17 protein-coding genes are annotated in these 18,397 nt (G+C 61.3%); 9 read left to right on the top strand and 8 right to left on the bottom strand.

The window, feature by feature from the left end; translation table 11 throughout:
- Window positions 1-20: 20 nt before the first annotated feature.
- Window positions 21-911 (bottom strand): cytochrome c oxidase subunit II, encoded by an 891-nt coding sequence (gene coxB / locus PR017_RS02405; protein WP_111217775.1) that lies wholly within the window; start codon window positions 909-911, stop codon window positions 21-23.
- A gap of 340 nt (window positions 912-1,251) precedes the next feature.
- On the opposite strand from coxB, the gene PR017_RS02400 reads away from it, so the two are divergent.
- From PR017_RS02400 to tldD, 3 genes are all read left to right on the top strand, one after another.
- Entirely contained in the window at window positions 1,252-1,866 is a 615-nt protein-coding gene (locus PR017_RS02400) for an invasion associated locus B family protein (RefSeq protein ID WP_111217773.1), read from the top strand.
- A gap of 82 nt (window positions 1,867-1,948) precedes the next feature.
- Complete coding sequence (locus PR017_RS02395; RefSeq protein WP_111217771.1) at window positions 1,949-2,566, top strand: invasion associated locus B family protein; 618 nt, start codon at window positions 1,949-1,951, stop codon at window positions 2,564-2,566.
- A 61-nt stretch (window positions 2,567-2,627) separates the two neighbouring features.
- On the top strand, window positions 2,628-4,043 hold the full coding sequence (tldD, locus tag PR017_RS02390) for a metalloprotease TldD (RefSeq protein WP_111217769.1): 1,416 nt from the start codon (window positions 2,628-2,630) through the stop codon (window positions 4,041-4,043).
- 55 nt (window positions 4,044-4,098) lie between these two features.
- On the opposite strand, the gene PR017_RS02385 is transcribed toward tldD, so the two are convergent.
- Window positions 4,099-4,407, bottom strand: coding sequence for a MazG nucleotide pyrophosphohydrolase domain-containing protein (locus tag PR017_RS02385; protein ID WP_111217767.1), 309 nt, complete (start codon window positions 4,405-4,407; stop codon window positions 4,099-4,101).
- A gap of 90 nt (window positions 4,408-4,497) precedes the next feature.
- Window positions 4,498-5,811 (bottom strand): D-alanyl-D-alanine carboxypeptidase, encoded by a 1,314-nt coding sequence (locus PR017_RS02380; protein ID WP_111217765.1) that lies wholly within the window; start codon window positions 5,809-5,811, stop codon window positions 4,498-4,500.
- 255 nt (window positions 5,812-6,066) lie between these two features.
- Here PR017_RS02380 and PR017_RS02375 point away from each other — a divergent pair, with 255 nt between their 5' ends.
- Window positions 6,067-7,113: a polysaccharide deacetylase family protein gene (locus tag PR017_RS02375; protein WP_111217929.1), complete on the top strand. Its 1,047-nt coding sequence runs from the start codon at window positions 6,067-6,069 to the stop codon at window positions 7,111-7,113.
- Between the two features lie 4 nt (window positions 7,114-7,117).
- Here the strand turns inward: PR017_RS02375 and pdxH are convergent, their stop codons facing one another.
- Window positions 7,118-7,738 carry a pyridoxamine 5'-phosphate oxidase gene (pdxH, locus tag PR017_RS02370; RefSeq protein WP_111217763.1) on the bottom strand — a complete coding sequence of 207 codons (621 nt, stop codon included), beginning with the start codon at window positions 7,736-7,738 and terminating at the stop codon, window positions 7,118-7,120.
- A 61-nt stretch (window positions 7,739-7,799) separates the two neighbouring features.
- Between pdxH and PR017_RS02365 the strand changes: the two genes are divergently transcribed.
- Window positions 7,800-8,258: an RT0821/Lpp0805 family surface protein gene (locus PR017_RS02365; protein WP_111217761.1), complete on the top strand. Its 459-nt coding sequence runs from the start codon at window positions 7,800-7,802 to the stop codon at window positions 8,256-8,258.
- Between the two features lie 78 nt (window positions 8,259-8,336).
- Here PR017_RS02365 and PR017_RS02360 read toward each other — a convergent pair whose 3' ends face one another.
- From PR017_RS02360 to PR017_RS02350, 3 genes are all read right to left on the bottom strand, one after another.
- Window positions 8,337-10,895, bottom strand: coding sequence for a DUF1217 domain-containing protein (locus PR017_RS02360; RefSeq protein WP_111217759.1), 2,559 nt, complete (start codon window positions 10,893-10,895; stop codon window positions 8,337-8,339).
- A 97-nt stretch (window positions 10,896-10,992) separates the two neighbouring features.
- Entirely contained in the window at window positions 10,993-12,531 is a 1,539-nt protein-coding gene (locus PR017_RS02355; protein WP_111217757.1) for an HAL/PAL/TAL family ammonia-lyase, read from the bottom strand.
- Window positions 12,532-12,543: 12 nt separating this feature from the next.
- Window positions 12,544-13,548: an ornithine cyclodeaminase family protein gene (locus PR017_RS02350; RefSeq protein WP_111217755.1), complete on the bottom strand. Its 1,005-nt coding sequence runs from the start codon at window positions 13,546-13,548 to the stop codon at window positions 12,544-12,546.
- Between the two features lie 303 nt (window positions 13,549-13,851).
- On the opposite strand from PR017_RS02350, the gene PR017_RS02345 reads away from it, so the two are divergent.
- From PR017_RS02345 to PR017_RS02335, 3 genes are all read left to right on the top strand, one after another.
- On the top strand, window positions 13,852-15,027 hold the full coding sequence (locus PR017_RS02345) for a DnaJ C-terminal domain-containing protein (RefSeq protein ID WP_111217927.1): 1,176 nt from the start codon (window positions 13,852-13,854) through the stop codon (window positions 15,025-15,027).
- 121 nt (window positions 15,028-15,148) lie between these two features.
- Entirely contained in the window at window positions 15,149-15,967 is an 819-nt protein-coding gene (gene fabI, locus PR017_RS02340) for an enoyl-ACP reductase FabI (protein WP_111217753.1), read from the top strand.
- Between the two features lie 20 nt (window positions 15,968-15,987).
- The gene (locus PR017_RS02335; RefSeq protein ID WP_111217751.1) at window positions 15,988-16,581 is read left to right on the top strand and encodes a histidine phosphatase family protein; all 594 of its coding nucleotides are present in this window, start codon (window positions 15,988-15,990) and stop codon (window positions 16,579-16,581) included.
- A gap of 15 nt (window positions 16,582-16,596) precedes the next feature.
- On the opposite strand, the gene PR017_RS02330 is transcribed toward PR017_RS02335, so the two are convergent.
- Window positions 16,597-16,854 (bottom strand): DUF1344 domain-containing protein, encoded by a 258-nt coding sequence (locus PR017_RS02330; protein ID WP_111217749.1) that lies wholly within the window; start codon window positions 16,852-16,854, stop codon window positions 16,597-16,599.
- Window positions 16,855-17,290: 436 nt separating this feature from the next.
- Between PR017_RS02330 and aroC the strand changes: the two genes are divergently transcribed.
- Window positions 17,291-18,388 carry a chorismate synthase gene (aroC, locus tag PR017_RS02325; RefSeq protein ID WP_111217747.1) on the top strand — a complete coding sequence of 366 codons (1,098 nt, stop codon included), beginning with the start codon at window positions 17,291-17,293 and terminating at the stop codon, window positions 18,386-18,388.
- The last annotated feature ends 9 nt before the right edge of the window (window positions 18,389-18,397 follow it).

The raw sequence follows: 18,397 nt of genomic DNA, 5'->3' as shown, positions 1-18,397 counted from the left end.
GTTAATCATCTCCCCCCGGATTACTGCGCGACGTTCGCGGCGACATCGACCGTCTTGGACGGCGTATCGACCTCGGCCATCAGCGCCTTGTTGGCCTTGCCCAGGTCGCTGGAAGCGACGGTCAGCCATTGCTTGTATCTGTCCTCGGAGACGATCCGGATGGCAATCGGCATGAACGCATGGTCCTTGCCGCAGAGCTCCGAACACTGGCCGTAGAACATCCCTTCACGCTCGGCCTTGAACCAGGTCTCGTTCAAGCGGCCGGGCACGGCGTCGGTCTTGATGGCGAATGACGGCATGGAAAAGGAATGGATGACATCGGTCGGCGCCGCCGTCACCAACACGCGGACGACCTTATTGACCGGCAGCACGAGTTCGTTGTCGACGGCAAGCAGGCGCGGATAGAGCGCCTTGTCAGTCTTGCCGGATGCGGCGCGGTCGGGATCCTTCAGCATATAGGAGTCGAAGGCCAGCGGCGTATCGCCGGTGTTCTCATATTCGTAGTTCCACTGCCACTGCGTCCCCGTCACCTTGACAGTGACGTCAGGATTTTTCGGGAATGTCAGCTGCGCGGTCAGAAGGTCGAAGGATGGGACGGCCAGGAACAGCAGCACCAGCACCGGTCCGATCGTCCATGCAACTTCGATCAGCGTGTTGTGGCTGGTGCGCGATGGCACGGGGTTCTTGCTGGCGCGAAACTTGACCATGACGATGATGAGGAGGGCCAGCACGAACAGCGTAATCGGCACGATAAACCAGAGCGTATATTGCTCGAACCATCGCACCTGGCTCATGATCGGCGTTGCCGAGGGCTGCATCCCCATCTGCCACGGCGTCGGTTGATCGGCGAAACTACGGGTCGTAAAGAGCAGACAGGCGAGCGACGCCAGAACTGCATTGGTCCTCTTCATGACGATGTATCTCCCTAAAGCGCCTGAACCCTCTCCGTTCAAACGCAGAATCCCACCATTCCTCATCTTCTTCAAACCACAGTTTCACGGTGGCAGCAACAATTCCCGAGTGTTTGCCTGTGCGGCATTTTTGCTCGGTCTAATCTTTCGGCAGGGCTAAGATGCGCGAACTATTGTGCAACTCTACGAAAAATCACCGACCTGCAATGCAGGAGCCTTGGACAAAAGCGCCTGCAGGTCCTATTTCCGCCGCAGTGAAAATGGAATCCAGCGTCCAGGGCTTTCATTTGACGGGTGCACCCGCAAGAATGGCCGCAATGATTCGAAACTAGGGGTTTCCATGGGTTTTCGTTCCCTCGCGCGGCTTGGGTTGCTGGCGGCAGGCATCGCCGTTTCGGCTTCACTGCCCGCATTCGCCCAGCAGCCGCAGACCGCCACGCCGACACCGGCGCCGGCGCAGGTGCCTGTACAACAAGTGCCTGTGCCGCAGGGCGGACAGCAGCCGCCCGGCACCGTCCAGTCGATGCACGGCGCATGGTCTGTGATCTGCGACAAGCCTGCCGGCGCGCAGACCAACCAGTGCGCGCTGATGCAGAATGTGATCGCCGAGGACCGGCCGGAAGTCGGGCTTTCCGTCGTGGTGCTGAAAACCGCAGACCGCAAGGCGAAGATCCTGCGCGTGCTGGCGCCGCTCGGCGTTCTGCTCAATCCGTTCCAGCCGACCGACGGCGGCCTCGGGCTGATCGTTGACGGAAAAGACCTCGGCAAGACGCAATTCGTGCGCTGTTTTGCCGATGGTTGCTATGCGGAAGTCGCTTTGGACGATAATCTTCTGAAAATGCTGCGCTCCGGATCAACTGCGGTCTTTTCCGTACGCGAGGCTGCGGATAAGGATAAGATCGGTATCCCCGTCGATCTCAAGGGATTTGGCGAAGGCTACGATGTCCTGCCGTGATGTCTCCGGCTTGATTGCAGGGACTTAACGGTTCATGGCGTCCCGTTCTGCGGGGCGCGCGACCTTCTTGGAAGAGGCTTCAATGCGGTTTGGTTCACTTGCCGGCTTTTGGGTACACCGCACTGTCGCCGCGGCGCTTCTTGCATGGGCGGTCGCCACCGTACCCGCCACGGCGCAGACGACGCCCGCCCCGCAACCGGCAGCGCCTGCCCCCGCCCCTGAAGCATCGCCCGCACAGCCGGCTCCCGCACCCGCCACGCCTCCACCCGCTTCCAGCCAGGCGAAGACCACCTTCGGTGCCTGGACGGAAGTCTGCGGCACTGCGGACAACAGCCCCGACAAGAAATGCGTGCTGATGCAGAGCGTCGTGTCGCAGGAGCGGCCGGAGATGCAGATTTCCGTCGCCGTTTCCAAGGCGCCGGGCGGCAAGACCGGGCTGCTCAGGGTACAGGCGCCGCTGAGCGTGCTGCTGCCGAACGGTCTCGGCCTCTACATCGATGGCGCCGACATCGGCAACGCCTATTTCGCCCGCTGCTTCTCGGATGGCTGCTATGCAGAAGTCGTGCTCGAGGAGCAGTTGCTCGGCACCCTGCGCAAGGGCACGACCGCGACCTTCACCGTCTTCCAGACGCAGGAAGAAGGCATCGGCATTCCCGTCGACCTGAAAGGCTTTGCCGAAGGTTATACGGCCCTTCCCTGATCGCCGGGCTTGCTCTGCCTGCGCGCCGGACCTACATCGGCATGAACGGAGTACCAATTTCATGAACACCGATCTGCTTACCCTGTTTGACGCCGACGAAACCAAGCTGCGCAGCATCGTCTCCGATGCGCTCAACGGCGCCGACGATGGCGAACTCTTCGTCGAACACGTCCAGTCGGAATCGCTGACATTCGACAACGGACGGATGAAGGGCGGCAGCTTCAACACCGAACAGGGCTTTGGCCTGCGCAGCGTCGCCGGCGAAGCGGTCGGCTATGCCCATGCCGGCGATCTCTCGGAAGCCGCCCTGAAGCGCGCGGCCGATGCCGTCGGCGCCGTGACGCGCGGCTATGCCGGCTCCTACGCCGCGGCCCCGCAGCGCACCAACACTCGGCTCTACAGCGACGAGAACCCGATCGGCAGCCCGAGCTTCGAGGAGAAGGCCAAGCTCCTGCAGCAGATCGACAGCTATCTGCGCGACAAGGACGGCAAGGTTCGCCAGGTCACCGCATCGGTCGCCGCCTCCTGGCAGGTGGTCGACATCCTGCGCGCCGACGGCCACCGCGTCCGCGATATCCGGCCGATGACGCGCATCAATATTTCAGTGATGGTTGGCGACGGCGACCGGCAGGAATCCGGCTCTTACGGCACCGGCGGTCGAGTCGGCTTTGGCGACTTCATCACCGAGGACAGTTGGCACCACGGCGCCGACGAGGCGCTGCGCCAGGCGCTTGTGAACCTTGACGCGCTGGAAGCACCGGCTGGTACGATGGATGTCGTGCTCGGCAATGGCTGGCCGGGCGTCATGCTGCACGAGGCCGTCGGGCACGGGCTGGAGGGCGATTTCAACCGCAAGAAGACCTCGGCCTTCGCAGGCCTGATGGGCGAGATGGTCGCCGCGCCGGGAGTCACTGTGGTCGACGACGGCACCATCGAAAACCGTCGCGGCTCGATCACCATAGACGACGAAGGCACGCCGTCGGCCTACAACGTGCTGATCGAGAACGGCAAGCTGGTCAACTACATGCAGGACCGCCAGAACGCCCGGCTGATGGGCATGCAGCCGACCGGCAACGGCCGCCGGCAGGGCTACGCCCACGTGCCGATGCCGCGCATGACCAACACCTTCATGCTGTCCGGCGACAAGACACCGGAAGAAATCATCGCCTCCGTGAAGAAGGGCATCTACGCGGTTTCCTTCGGCGGCGGCCAGGTCGACATTACCTCCGGCAAATTCGTGTTTGGATGCACCGAGGCCTACATGATCGAAAACGGCAAAATCGGCGCGCCGATCAAGGGCGCCATGCTGATCGGCAACGGCCCGGATGCGATGAAGCGCGTCTCTATGATCGGCAACGACACCAGCCTCGACACCGGCATCGGCAATTGCGGCAAAGGCGGCCAATGGGTCCCCGTCGGCGTCGGCCAGCCCCATCTCAGGATGGATCAGGTGACTGTGGGCGGGACGAAGGCTTAAGGCTTGGAAATCGATCCGGTGGGCGATGTCGGATGTGGTCTAGCCGTGACGGCTTTCAGAGAACATCGGGCTTGAACCGCCACTTCCGCTCGACAGCTGCTGCAATGTCAAGATTGTGGGCTTTTGCAAAGAGCAGGATGTGGCCCAGCACGTCGGCGGCTTCATCTTCCATGGCTTCTGCGAGCTGCTGGTCCGACAGGCCTTTTCGACGGCCCCTGCCGGTCTTGCGGTTGAAGGCCTGCGTCAGTTCCCCGACCTCTTCCTGCAGCTTCAGCAAGAACCACTCAGGGTCGCGGATGATGCCGTTCTGCTCGGCGTAAGACCGTGACGCTTCTTCGAATTTCGCAGACAGATCGCCAAGCATTGTGTTCTCCATACGTTCTGATGAAGAGATGCATGATTCACCCGTCGGCGTCTATCCCGACGGGTGAGACGACAGCGGACGTAGCCTAAGTCAGCCCGGCATCGCCATGCATTTGAAATCGTGTTTCTTCAGCGCGCTGCAGGCATTGTCGGCGGCGGCGCGGCTTTCGAAGCCGACGAAGCGGGCGCGGTAGACCTTCTTCGAGCCCTTGCCGGCTTCTTCCGTATAGGCAAAGGCGTTGAGCAGCGCACCGCCGGTCTTCGCCTGTGCTGTCGCCAGCAGATCCTTGGCCGCCTTGGCAGAAGGCGTGGCGGCGATCTGCACCTGCCAGGCACCACCAGACGAGGCGGTCGATGCCGTCATCTCAGCCGACGGCGCATCGTCCTCAGCCTCGGCCCTGTTGACTATTTCCTGCATCGCTTGCGGCCGTTCGATCGGCACGGCAAGACCGGTCGCCGTGGCGACCGTGCGGGTGATGACGGTGGTACGGCGCGGTGCCAGGGGAGCCGGGACATCGATGTCAGGCGATGCGGATGCGACTTCGACTTCGGGCGTACGGCTGATATTGCTGCGACCGCCGATACTGGCCACCAGACGGCTGCTGCCGCCGGACGATGCCTGGCTCATGTAGCGATTGAGCAATCCGGCCATCCTGTCGTCGCGGGCACGTGCCGTGGGGCCGCCGAGGACGACGCCGATGAGGCGGCGATTGCCGTCGCGCACCGTGCTGACGATGTTGAAGCCGGAGGCATTGGTGTAGCCGGTCTTGATGCCGTCCATGCCCTTGTAGCGGTACATCAGGTTGTTGTGGCCACGGATCGGCCGGCCGCGATAGACGAAGCCGGTCTGCGAAAACAGGCGATACTCGGTCGGATAGTCGTTGATCAGCGCGACCGCGAGCGTCGACATGTCGCGGGCAGTGGTGATCTGGCGGGGATCGGGGAGACCCGATGGATTGACGAAGGTAGTCCGGCTCATGCCGAGCTGACGCGCCTTGGCCGTCATCATCCGTCCAAAACCGCTTTCGCTGCCGCCGAGAGCTTCGGCCATGACGGTGGCTGCGTCGTTGGCGGACTTGATGATCATACCGTTGACGGCTTCGCGGACGGTGACGGTGCTGCCGGGGCGCAGGCCGAGCTTGGTGGGGCTCTTGCCGGCGGCGTTGCCGGAAACCTTCAGTTCGGAATTCCAGCCGAGCTTGCCGCGATGCAGCGCCTCGAAGGCCAGATAGAGGGTCATCATCTTGGTGAGCGATGCCGGGTGGTTAAGTTCGTCGGCACTCTGCGACGCCAGAACCTTGCCGTTTTTCGCATCCATGATGAAGTAGGCACTGCCGGCATAGGCGGCAATAGACGAGTTCGCCAGCACGACCGCTGCCGAGAGAGCCACCCAAATTTTCTTCATACCTGTCCCCAACCGAAACAAATGCCAGCTCGCCGCGACGGCCCGCTGTGCAATTATGCGACAAAAGCGTGATTTTGGCGCGATATCGAGGCATTGATCGCGCTTGACGTCTAATTTTACGTGTCACGGTAAAGGGCAGGTTAATATCGAGGAATTTAAGCATAATTTAGCAAGGGTTAAGTGGCATCGGCCTATTCTGGACGCGGCCGAACCTGGCCATGACCCCAGAGCCGGACCGACATCATGGCAAACCTCATCAGCTTAGAGCTCCGACGCCGGCTCAAGCGGACGGCTGTCGGCGCAGGTCTGGATGTTGCCCTGCTGCTGAAATCGCTCGGGGCGATGAAGGCGGCCGCCGGTGTCGGCGCGATCTTCACCCTTCACCACGTGCGACCGTACAGTCCCCTCCCCTTCGCGCCGAACCGGCACCTTGAAATCACACCGCAGTTTCTCGACCGGACAATCCGCGAACTGAAGGCCGAGGGTCGGATCTTCGTGGCCCTCGACGAACTGCCGCAACGCATAGCCGCTGGCGGGGCCACCCGCTTTGCCGCATTCACGCTGGACGATGGCAACCGCAACAATGTCGAGCATGCTTTGCCCGTGTTCGAGCGGCACGGCGTGCCGGTGACGATCTTCGTTGCCAAGGGGCTTTCCGAACGAACCCACAGCATGTGGTGGGAGACGCTTTCCATTCTCCTCAGGGAGCGCGAGACGCTGGCCTTCGATTTCGGCCGGGGCCTAGAACGGCTTGACCTCGGCGACCTCGCGCAAAAGCAACTGGCCTTCGAGCGGTTTGCAGCTTTCGTGCAGGGAACAGACGAGATGGAGGCAGTATCGGCCATCGACTGGCTGGCAGAGGATGAAGGCATCCAGCCGCTGGAGATCGTGCGCGCGCTGATCATGGATTTTGGCGCGCTTCAGACGCTGGCACGCCACCCGCTGGTGTCGCTCGGCGCCCATACGGTCAGCCATCGGGCGCTCGCAAGGCTCAGCCCCGCGGAAGTCGCCTTCGAGATCCGCGAATCGGCAGACTATGTGGCGGCCATCACCGGCCGACGCCCGACCACGGTTGCCTACCCCTACGGCACAGCCAGCGCGGTATCGGCGCGCGAGGGACAGATCGCGGCGAGCCTTGGCTTTACCGTCGGCGTGACGACGCGACCGGGGACCGTGCCTTCAACGGCAGCAGCGCCGATGACGCTGTTGCCGCGGATTTCCCTGAACGGATATTACCAGAAGCCCCGTTACGTCGAGGCTCTGGCTTCCGGCATTCCCATGCGGATGATCGGAAAGGGATGACCGGTCAGGGATACATGCGTACCTTGTCCCAGGCCGCATCCTCGGCCGTTCGGCGGAACTCAATACGGTCGTGAAGCCGGAACTTTCCGTCTTTCCAGAACTCGATCGACTGCGGGCGGATGCGGAAGCCGGACCAGTTTTCGGGACGCGGGATTTCGCCGATGGCGTAGCGCGCCGTAAATTCCGCGACAGCCTTTTCCAGCGCGAACCGGCTTTCCAGCGGCCGTGACTGTTTCGACGCCCAGGCGCCGATTCGGCTTCCGCGCGGCCGGGATTTGAAATACTCGTCGGCCTCTTCGTTGGTCACCACCTCGACGGGACCGCGCAACCGCACCTGGCGTCGCAGCGATTTCCAGTGAAAGCACATGGCCGCTTTTTTCGCCGAAAGCAGTTCTTGGCCTTTCTGACTTTCGAAATTTGTATAGAATACGAATCCTTGGTGATCGAAACCCTTCAGGAGGACCATGCGGACGTTTGGCAGACCATCTTCATCCACCGTTGCCAGCGCAACCGCATTCGGATCATTCAACTCAGAGGCGTGCGCCTCTTCCAACCAGCTCGAAAACAGCACAAAAGGCTCGTTTTGCAGGGTGAAGTCACTGCTTGTTAACTCGTTTTCCGACATATTGGTTAAGCGCTCCGGATTTTAATCAAAGTGTCCAGTTTTGTCTGGCTAGCAATATACGGTGGAAGTCATAGCAAGATCGACAGTCTATACAAAGGGCCTGCTGTCAAAGCGCGGCATCATCGCTGCTGCGGGCGTAGCTCTTCTGTCGCTTACCGGATGCACCACCGGCGGAATGGATGTTTTCAGCTCCGCCAAGGTGGATAGGTCGGTGACCACAGGTGCCGTTTCGAAGACGCCGCCTGCATCCGATACGGTGTCCGACGAAGTCACTGTGCGCAACGCCGTGACATCGGCGGATCTCAGCAAGCTCAAGGGCCAGCCTCTGGCCTGGGCCAATGCCTCGACCGGCAGCGCCGGCGTGATCGACACGATCGTCGAAAACAATGCGACCGGCCAGGTCTGCCGGCAATTCCGCACAACTCGCCATGCCTATGACGGGATCGCGAACTTCTACGGCAAGACATGCCTTGTCGGCGACAACGAGTGGCAGGTTCTGGCTTTCCAGCCACAGGGCTAGCCGACCGGGTCGAGCCACGCAACGGCGCGGCCGAGCCCTTGCGGATTGTGGACCGCGACCGCCTATCCCTTGATAAGACTAGCCGCGCTTGAGCTGTGCGATCGACAGCAACGTGTCTGCGCTGACGCCGAAGGATCCGGACGGCTGCAGGATGGAGAGCGCCGACGACGATCCGGTGTTGTTGTTCTTCAGATCGTATTCCACCGAGAAGCGCTGCAGCAGCTTGTTCAATTTCTTTCCGTCGTGCAGGTCGTCGATGTTGATGAATTTCTTCAGGAGCTTAGCCTGCGCATCGACATCCATGGATGAAATGGCGCTTGGCAGGCTGTAGGTGGTGGTGATCACCGAATACAGCGCACTGTCGGCCATGATGTCGTAAACGGAATTGATGGCAGGCGCCTGCCGCTGGAAATAGAGCGCGAGCCGGATGCCGTCATTGGTTTCGCCCTCCTGCTTTTCCAGGGTCTGATGAAGATAGAGGTCGTTCGTCGAATCCAGGGCGCCCTTGTTCTGCGCCGAGCCCAGCTTGGTGTCGACCAGCTTGCCGTCGATGCCGAAGTTGAACGCATCGACGATGGGCTTCAATTGCGCGCCCGCCGCAGTATTGATGAAGCTGTTGGCTTTGGCGGGATCCGAGGTGAATGCCTTTTTGAGTGTGTCGGCAGTGATCTTCTTCGGATCGAGGCCGTTGGCCGTCAGCACGAAGTTCGTCAGCTTGCTGTCCTTCAGGAAGTCGGACAGGTTGGTGACATCGGCCATCTTTGTCGCAAAATAGGTGGCGTCGGTCTTAATCTGGGCGACCGCCTTGGTGAGAGCGGGGCCAGTCAGTCCACGCTTTGTATCCTTGGAATATTCCGAGATGTAGGCGTTGATCTGCGTCGTCGAGAGAGCCGTGACTGGCAGTTTCAGTTTGCCGTCGCTGTCGAAATTGAATGCTTTTGCCAGATTGACGAAGCGGTCGTCTTTCAGGGTATTCACATAGCTTTTCGGATCATAGGGATCGCTCTCCATGATCTTCTTCATCTGGCCCTTGGAGATTTCGGTCTCGCCGATCCCGTAGGAGCGCAAAGCCATCTGGTAGAGCTCGGGAAGATTGTCGTTCGTCTTGCTCTTGTCGGCGGTGGCGTTGCTCGCAAAGAACTGGTCGATGGTCTTCACAGCCGCAATGCGGGTCTTGTAGTTGGCCACGGCATCGACGGTGATTGCCGCCTGTTCCGCCTTGTAGTTGGTGGTGTAGGATTTTGTCGCGGCTGCGAGCTGGGTGGCCGTCTGGGCCTGTGTGCCGGCTGCGACGGTGCCGTCGGACTGGAAGTTGAACTGCGCGACCACATCGGAAAAGCCGATTAGCTTGGCATAGGTCGGGTCTTCCATAGCCGTCTCGAAGTCATAGCGCAGTGTATTTTCCGTCGCCTGCCCGTCGAGCCCCTCTAGATTGTAGGCAATCTTGACATAGTCGAAAAGCCGCTTGTTGTGTGTCAGTTCCTCGACAGACGTCACCGAACCGATGTTGGCCTTGTAATAAGCGGCATCGTCGGCCGCACCGGCGCCTGTAACGAAGGTGGGGACCGTGTCGTTGTAGGCGTCCATGACCGCCGAGCGCTGGCCGAGGGTCTGGGCCTGGCTTTTATACTGGGCGACATAGTTTGCAGATGTCGTGCTGATCTGGTCGGCGGTCTGGATCACTGCGCCATCGGCCACCTTTCCATCCGCCTGGAAGTTGAATTGCGCCAGCGTCGAGGTCAGACCGTATCGTTCCGCCGTGGCAGCGTCGGCTACCGATGCCGCGAACTGCACGTCCGTGACTTTCGAGGCGACGCCGAAGGCTGCCTTGGCATAGTCGAAAAGCCGACGGTCGGAGACGAAATCGGTCGCCGACTTCACCGCACCGATATTTGCCTCGTAGTAGGCCTTGTCCGCATCGGCCGTCGTGGTGGCGATGGTGCCGTCGGCATTGAAGTTGAACTGCGCGGTGATCGCCTTGCCCGCCGCGCTGCCGCTGACGTTGACGAAGCTCGCGGGATCGCTGAGGTCGCTCGTCAGCATCGACTTTAGGAAGCTGTTCGAGACGTTGGTCGGATCGATGCCGTAGCCCTTCAGCACGTAGTCCCTGAGGCGGGTGTTTTTCAGCAAGTCGTCGACTGTTTTGACGGAGCCGATATTGGCGTCGTAATAGTCCGTCTCGGTCTTCGCCGCGGCCTCTTCCGTGGCAAAGGACTGTTGGTAGAGGCCGATCGAAGCATCGGTCGTTTTGGTGGCAGCTGCCCCGAACATCTTCGTCGAGGTCGCTGCCGTCTGCGCCGCCGGCGTGCCCGATGCACCGAAGTTGAAGGCGGCGGCAATCTGCTTGTATTTTGGGTCGTTCAGGCGGTTGGCAAAGCTGGTGGCATCACTGAGGTCGCTGGAGAAGACCTTCTTCATGAAGCCCTTGGCATAGGTGAAGTCTTCCAGGCCATAGGCTTTCATGGCGTAGCTGTAGAGCTGGTAGTCGCCCATGAGATCGTCGAGCGTCTTCACATTGCCGATATGGGCATTGTAATAGTCGATGTCGCGCTTGGTCGTCGTCTGCGAGGAAACTCGCGACAACGTCGACGTCATATTACGGGTATCGAGCGTAAAGCTCTGATAGGTCGATGTCATGATCGCGTGGCCCCACAGCTTGCGTCAGATCGAATAGGATTGTTTATTGTAGCAGCGTAAGCTTACCCGAGACTTTACGGCGGCGTTTCTTTTGTAACTAAGCTGTTGCGTTACCTGGTGCCTGTTGCGGAAGAAGCTTGGCCGCCTCTATGGCGTCGGCGAGCGCATGGATATCGTCGCTCGAGGAGCGATCCGCGACGAGCGGGGGCACGACGGCGCGAATGTTTTCAAACAGCGATTGCGCGCCGTGTCCAAGCACGATGCCGTCCCTGAGATCGACGGCACGGGCGGCGACGATCAGCTCTATGGCGGTCAGATAGCGCCACTTCGCCACCAGTTGCCTCGTCTTGTCGATGACAGACATCGACATTGAGGCATAGTCTTCGACGCGGTCCGCCACCGGCGTCACTACGAATGGCATCGGCATGGCGAGATGGCCGATCTCCGCAGTCAGCGCGGCGATGGTCTTTTGCAGCGCGCCAAAGCCGTTGGCGCCAGGTTGCGCCGGGGCGAGAAAGCGCGGCAGGTCGGAGAAGCCGGGCGATAGCAGCTTCATCATCCGCTCCGCCGCCATCGCCGCCAGACGCGCAAGTGCGAGGCCCAGCGTATCGAAGGCGAGAACCATGTGGGTCGGATCGAAATTGCCGGTCGGGAGCACGATGTCCTGATCGGCGATGACCGACGGATTGTCGTCGCTGGAGCGAAGTTCGAGTTCGGTGGCGGCAAAGGCCGCCCGGAAGGCATGCAGCGCCGTGCCCGAAACGGCGGGTGCGCAGCGCAGGCTGAGGGGGTCCTGCAGTCGCCTTGCGCCGGTGCCGGCAACGAGATCGCCGCCTTCGAGCAGCGCGCGGATCGCGGCGCCCACCTCGCCCTGGCAGGGGCCCGGCCGCAGACGGTCCGAAAGGGGATGGAGCGGATCAATGCTGGCGCGAAAACCCTCGAATGACAGCGCCACTGCGCCGACATGGGCATCGAAGACGTACCTGATGTCTTCAAGCAGCAGGCAGGCGAGCCCGACAGATGCAGCATTCGACGAAACCAGCGACAGGCCGTCCTTGATGCCGAATGCGGGCAGATCCAGGCCGGCCGACGCAAAGGCCTCGGCACCCGACTGGAGCTTGCCCTCGCCGGAGAGGACGACACCCTCCCCCGACATCGTCAAGGCGATATGGGCGAGCGGCGCGAGATCCGCCTCGCCGATGGAGCCGGTCATCGGCACGCAGGGATGGATGCCCCGGTTGAGCATTTCGGCGAGCGTCAGGGCGACAGGAGACGAGACGCCGGAATAGCCGAGGCAGAAGCGGGCAAGCCGGGTCGCCATCATTACCCGGACTTCCGCGACCTCTGCGAGCCGGCCGACGCCGACTGCCCGCGGGCGCGCTATAGCCCACTGGCCGGAGCCCTCCGACGGATCGACGCGCGTATCGACGGCGGCACCAAGGCCGGTGCTGACACCGTAGATGGCCTCGCCGTGCGCGGCATGACGCACGAGGCAGGCATAGGCGGCGTCGATGCCGGAGATGGCGCCGCTCTCGACCGAGACGGCGGCCTCCCGACGGGCGATGGCGCAGACGGCATCGACACTGCCGCCGCTGCGGTCAAAGATCACGCCTGCCTGGCCTTTGCCAACCTCCATGTCTTCCAATCCTCAGGCAAAGCGCAGGCGCTGGCCGATGCCAAGCCGCCGCGCCTTGTCGACCATGGCAGCCCCCAGCGCAATGTCGGTGGTCGACAGGCCGCGATGCCAGAACAGGATGGTTTCGTCGTCGCTTTCGCGGCCGGGCTTTGCGCCGCAGACGATCTGGCCGATTTCGGCATGCAGGTTTTCCGCCGTGACCTTGCCCTCGTCGACATGGCGGCGCAACGCGCCATAGGGCCGGCCCGGACCGCACTGGCCCCAGTCGTCGACGACGACCTTGTCCATGATGTCGGTGAGATCGAACTCCAGCGCGCTCATCGTTCCGTAGGGCACGACGAAGGCGCCCTTCTTGACCCAGGCGGTCTTGAACAGCGGTGTCGGTTCCGGCAGGCGGCTCGCCTCGATCATGATGTCGGCACCGTCAAGGCAATCTTCCCAGGTGTCGGTGACGACGATCTTCTTGCCGAGATCTTGCTCGAGACGCGCGGCAAAGGCATCGCGGCTCTCCGGGCGGCGGGAATGGATGCGGATTTCGTCGAAATCGAAGATGTGGTCCAGCAGACGGACGTTCCAGTAGGATGTCCCGCGGGCGCCGATGTGGCCGAGGATCTTGCTATCCTTGCGGGCCAGGTGCCGCGCACCGATGGCGGTCACGGCGCCGGTGCGCATGTCGGTAATGGCGGTAGCATCGACAATGGCCTTGGGCACGCCGGTCTGCGGGTCGAAGAGATTGAGCACCGCCATCTCCGAGGGAAGCCCGACCTTGTAGTTGTGGACGAAATCCCCGACCACCTTGACGCCGGCATAGCCGAGCGCCTTGACGTAGCCGCGCAGCACATTGAAGTGCCCCTTGTCGGAGCTTTCCGGCACGAGATGGACGCGCGGTTCGATGACGGTGTCGCCGCGCCCCTGCGCGTCCAGGGCTTTCGAGACGGCACTGAGGATATCGTCGTCGGTGAGGGCCAGCGCCTTGACGTCAAAGGCGTTGAGATAGTCGATCCAGATTTCCTGCATAGGCCGTCCTGCTCAAGAGTTGACCGGACCCCGCGCGAGAGGCGCCGAATGCGTCAAATCGGCAAATCACGCCCGCATCCTTAACAGTCCGGTGCGTTATTACCCCAATTTTTAGTGAATGAATAACCATTGCCGGAGATCGCAGGCCGCTAACCGTCCACCGTAACACCTGATTAGCAACTGTCCCGCAGGATCACAATATATACGCCACGGATTCCGCTTCGGCGGGAGCGACCGAGGCGTCAATGAAGTGGGAACGGCATGTCTGACGTGGCGTACCAGCAAAAAGCGGCGATCGAACACATGCGTGATCCTTACAAGACTTTAGGCGTCAGACAGGACGCCGACGTGGACGAGATCAAGGCAGCCTGGCGGTCCATGGCCAAGGCCATCCATCCGGATCACAACCGCGACGACCCGACGGCGACGGCCCGGTTCGCCGAGGTCGGCCGCGCCTACGAGACCCTCAAGGATCCGAAGAAACGCAGCCGCTACGATCAGGTGATCAATATGTCGTCAGCAGCCAAGGGCAACGGTCCGACCATCATGCAGCAGCGCCAGGCCGCGCGCGAAGCCGACGAACGCGCCAAGGTGGCCCGCGCCAAAGCCGAACGGCTGATGGAAGAACTGGAGCGCGCCAACGCCCAGAAGGCTCAGAAAGCAGCGACTGCCTCTGCCGCCCAGCCATCCGCCTCCCCGCCTCCGGCTGCCGATAGCACCGCTGCCCCGGAGACAGCTGAGGATATGGTCGAACGCATTTTTGGTGCCCGCGCCGCAGCCCAGACGGAAAAGCCGACGACGGCACAGAAGGCGGCGGACGCTCCCGAGCCGGAGACTACAGAGCCGGTCCCCCCCGAGACCGAGCCGGCGGTTGCGACAAGCACCCTCGCAGCCATCATCGCCCTGCCGCCTTTCGGCATGCTGACATCGCTCGTCCGGCGCATCACCGGAGCTGCTCCCCCGATTCAGGAAAAAGCCCCCGAGATTGCTGCCGAAGCCGGAATCACGCTCGACGACATTATCAAGGCGCAGTGGATCACCGTGCCGCTTGCCGACGGCAAGGAAGTGCGGTTCCAGGCGGTTGCCGGCATGAGCGACGGCCAGGTCGTCCACCTCAAGGGGCAAGGGCTGAAGCTGCAAGGCATGCTGCGGGGCGACGTGGCGGTTACCGTGCATCTCGAACCGCACGAGCGGTTCAGCGTCAAGGGCTTCGATCTGCACACCACCCTGCCCGTGACGATCGAAAACGCCGTACTCGGATGGGAAACTTCGATCGAGGGCCCGCGCGGCAGGCTTGCCGTCAGCGTGCCCCCATGGTCCGGCTCAGATCACACCATCCGCATTCCGGGCGAAGGCCTTGCCAATGACGAGGGCGGCAAAGGCGATCTGGTGGTCGAATTGCGGTTGATGCTTTGGGAAAAACCCGATCACAAGATGACGGATCTGATGCGCAGCATGAAGGATGGATTGTTTCTGTAACATTTCGGTAGCGCGAGCACCCTTTATTACGTTCCCTAACAGTTGATGATGCTAGCCTAGCTTGAACCCTCGAACCGCCTATGCCATAGGCAGGGTCGATTGAAGTTCAAGGGAGCAGACTATGGCTCAAGCAACAGGCCTGATGGCAGGCAAACGCGGCGTCATCTTTGGCGTGGCAAATAACCGCTCTATCGCATGGGGAATTGCCAAGGCAATCCATGCGCAGGGCGGCGAGGTTGCTTTGACCTATCAGGGCGATGCGCTGAAGAAGCGTGTCGAGCCGTTGGCAGCCGAAATCGGCGGTCATCTGGCTGGCCATTGCGATGTTTCCGACGAAGCCACCATCGACGCCGTGTTCGAAAATGTCGAACAGCTCTGGGGCAAGATCGATTTCGTGGTGCACGCCATCGGCTTTTCCGACAAGGACGAACTGACCGGCCGCTACGTCGATACGTCTGCCGACAACTTTGCCAAGACCATGCAGATTTCGGTGTTTTCGTTCACCTCGATTGCCCGTCGCGCCGAAAAGCTGATGACCGATGGCGGCGCCATGCTGACACTCACCTATTACGGCGCCGAAAAGGTCATGCCGAACTACAACGTCATGGGCGTTGCCAAAGCGGCACTCGAAGCCAGCGTCAAGTACCTGGCCGTCGATCTCGGACCGAAGAACATCCGCGTCAACGCCGTTTCGGCCGGACCGATCAAGACGCTGGCCGCGTCGGGCATCGGTGACTTCCGCTATATCCTCAAGTGGAACGAGTACAATGCACCGCTGCGTCGCACCGTGACCATCGAGGAAGTCGGGGATGTCGGCCTCTACCTGCTTTCCGACCTGTCGCGCTCCGTCACCGGCGAAATCCATCACGCCGACAGCGGATATCATGTCGTCGGCATGAAGGCCGTCGATGCGCCGGATATTTCCGTCATCAAGGACTGATTTCAGACAGGAATGCATTTTTGACGCTTTACGTCATCCGCCACGGCCAGACGGACTGGAACGCCGAGCGCCGGCTTCAGGGCCAGCGCGACATCGATCTCAACGATATCGGCCGCGAGCAGGCCCGCGTCAACGGTTTGACGCTGGCTGCCCTGCTCGGTGATGAAGCGTTGAATTTCGACTACGTGGCAAGCCCGCTTGCCCGGACGAGGGCAACGATGGAAATCGCTCGTGCGGCAATGGGGCTCCCGCCCGAGGATTATCGCACCGACGAGCGGCTGGTCGAGGTGTCGTTCGGCGCCTGGGAAGGCTCCACCCTCAAAGAACTGAAGATCACCCAGCCCGAGCGACTTGTCGAGCGCAATACCAGCAAATGGGACTTCATCCCGCCGGGCGAAAATGCCGAGAGCTACGAGATCCTGTCATGGCGGGTCGGCTCGTGGCTGCAATCCGTCGACAAACCGACCGTCTGCGTCGCCCATGGCGGCGTCATACGCTCGCTGTTCCGCCTCGTCGCCGAGATTCCGAAGGAAGAAGCGGCCGAGGGCGAGATACCCCAGGACAAGATCCTGAGGATCGAACTGCAGGACAGGACCATCGGCTGGATCGACTGATCCTGCCGCCTGTCGCTAGACGATATCCAAATCGTTGATAACGCGCCTGCCGTCGACTTCGGTATAAAAGACGATAACCTTGAGCCCGACCTCGAGACCGTTGAAGTCGAAACTGGGCGGGGCCTGGTAGGTCTTGCCGTCGTCCAGCGTCAGGCTGCGGTTCTTCAGATCGACCTTCCGGATGATGGCCTCGACGTCGGCGCTTTCGGCAAAGCCTGCAACCGGCGCAAGAAAGCTGGCTGTGGCCAATAATGTGGCAACAAAGAATCGCATTTTACCAACCTCTTCCAAATTCGGTCGTTCTGATGTTGACCAATAGCCTTCCGAATATGGCTGAAGTTGCTCGTAACAAAGGCTTTTACCGCCTTAATGATGAATCGTCTTTAAGCATTTCATTAAGTTCGGATTAACCAGCGGCAGGCTTTGTCGACAAACGTCAAACGACGACGGGTAAGGCAATTTCGCAATCGGTCACGGCCACGGCACTTCAAACTATGATTGCAGCGCCTGGCTTGCGACGATGATGGCATGCTGCAACAAGTGGCATGCCCCTCCGCAAGTGCTCGAGATTGTATTTCTCCAACAGTTCTCTGGCAAAGAAAGCCTTTTGCCTCGGCATGATTTTGTCCTAAGAGTGTGCCGCAATTCAAAGATCAAGCCGCGCCCGTCGCACTGACAGGCAGGCCCAAAGGCAATCCGGTCGTTCCCCATGTCGCATAATACGTTTGGTCACCTGTTCCGCGTTACCACCTGGGGCGAAAGCCACGGGCCCTCGCTCGGCTGCGTCGTCGACGGCTGCCCTCCGGGGCTGCGCTTCACGCTGGCCGAACTTCAAGTCTGGATGGACAAGCGCAAGCCCGGCCAATCGCGGTTCGTGACCCAGAGGCGCGAGGACGACATCGTCAAGGTGCTCTCCGGCGTGATGCTGGACGATGACGGTGTCACCATGACGACCACGGGCACGCCGATCTCGATGCTGATCGAGAACACCGACCAGCGCTCCAAGGATTATGGCGAGATCGCCAACCAGTATCGTCCCGGCCATGCCGACTATACCTACGACCTGAAATACGGCATCCGCGACTATCGCGGCGGCGGCCGCTCTTCTGCCCGCGAGACGGCAGCACGGGTTGCGGCCGGCGGCATTGCCCGCCTCGTCGTGCCCGGCGTCACCGTGCGCGCCGCACTGGTGCAGATCGGCAAGCACAAGATCAACCGGGACAACTGGGACTGGGCACAGGTTGACCAGAACCCGTTCTTTGCGCCCGACCCGGAGATCGTGCCCGTCTGGGAAGACTATCTCGACGCCATCCGCAAGGCCGGCTCGTCTATCGGCGCCGTCGTCGAGGTCATCGCCGAAGGCGTTCCGGCCGGCCTCGGCGCGCCGATCTATGGCAAGCTCGACCAGGATGTCGCCTCGCTGCTGATGTCGATCAATGCCGTCAAGGGCGTCGAGATCGGCAATGGCTTTGCGGCAGCGGAACTCAGCGGCGAGGAAAATGCCGACGAGATGCGGATGGGCAATGACGGCAAGCCGATCTTCCTCTCCAACCACGCCGGCGGCGTGCTGGGTGGCATTTCGACAGGCGAGCCGCTGATTGCCCGCTTCGCCATCAAGCCGACCTCGTCGATCCTCACCGAACGCCAGACGATCGACAAGGACGGACGCAATGTCGACCTGCGCACCAAGGGCCGCCATGACCCTTGCGTCGGTATCCGCGCAGTGCCGATCGGCGAGGCGATGGTTGCCTGTGCAATCGCCGATCATTATCTGAGAGACCGAGGCCAGACCGGCCGGCTGACATAAGGACGTTTC

It is taken from the genome of Rhizobium tumorigenes, assembly GCF_003240565.2.
Lineage (GTDB): Bacteria > Pseudomonadota > Alphaproteobacteria > Rhizobiales > Rhizobiaceae > Rhizobium > Rhizobium tumorigenes.
The sequence above is the reverse complement of the archived record's forward strand: the minus strand, read 5'-3'. Positions and strand labels throughout refer to the sequence as shown.

Excerpts from the sequence above, each read along its gene's own strand:
- PR017_RS02360 (WP_111217759.1), bottom strand. The coding sequence starts at position 10,895 with ATGACATCGACCTATCAGAGCTTTACGCTCGATACCCGTAATATGACG.
- PR017_RS02385 (WP_111217767.1), bottom strand. The coding sequence starts at position 4,407 with ATGCTTGGCGATCTGTCTGCGAAATTCGAAGAAGCGTCACGGTCTTAC.
- PR017_RS02380 (WP_111217765.1), bottom strand. The coding sequence starts at position 5,811 with ATGAAGAAAATTTGGGTGGCTCTCTCGGCAGCGGTCGTGCTGGCGAAC.
- pdxH (WP_111217763.1), bottom strand. The coding sequence starts at position 7,738 with ATGTCGGAAAACGAGTTAACAAGCAGTGACTTCACCCTGCAAAACGAG.
- fabI (WP_111217753.1), top strand. The coding sequence starts at position 15,149 with ATGGCTCAAGCAACAGGCCTGATGGCAGGCAAACGCGGCGTCATCTTT.
- aroC (WP_111217747.1), top strand. The coding sequence starts at position 17,291 with ATGTCGCATAATACGTTTGGTCACCTGTTCCGCGTTACCACCTGGGGC.
- PR017_RS02330 (WP_111217749.1), bottom strand. The coding sequence starts at position 16,854 with ATGCGATTCTTTGTTGCCACATTATTGGCCACAGCCAGCTTTCTTGCG.
- PR017_RS02400 (WP_111217773.1), top strand. The coding sequence starts at position 1,252 with ATGGGTTTTCGTTCCCTCGCGCGGCTTGGGTTGCTGGCGGCAGGCATC.
- PR017_RS02350 (WP_111217755.1), bottom strand. The coding sequence starts at position 13,548 with ATGCAGGAAATCTGGATCGACTATCTCAACGCCTTTGACGTCAAGGCG.
- tldD (WP_111217769.1), top strand. The coding sequence starts at position 2,628 with ATGAACACCGATCTGCTTACCCTGTTTGACGCCGACGAAACCAAGCTG.
- coxB (WP_111217775.1), bottom strand. The coding sequence starts at position 911 with ATGAAGAGGACCAATGCAGTTCTGGCGTCGCTCGCCTGTCTGCTCTTT.
- PR017_RS02345 (WP_111217927.1), top strand. The coding sequence starts at position 13,852 with ATGCGTGATCCTTACAAGACTTTAGGCGTCAGACAGGACGCCGACGTG.
- PR017_RS02355 (WP_111217757.1), bottom strand. The coding sequence starts at position 12,531 with ATGGAGGTTGGCAAAGGCCAGGCAGGCGTGATCTTTGACCGCAGCGGC.
- PR017_RS02395 (WP_111217771.1), top strand. The coding sequence starts at position 1,949 with ATGCGGTTTGGTTCACTTGCCGGCTTTTGGGTACACCGCACTGTCGCC.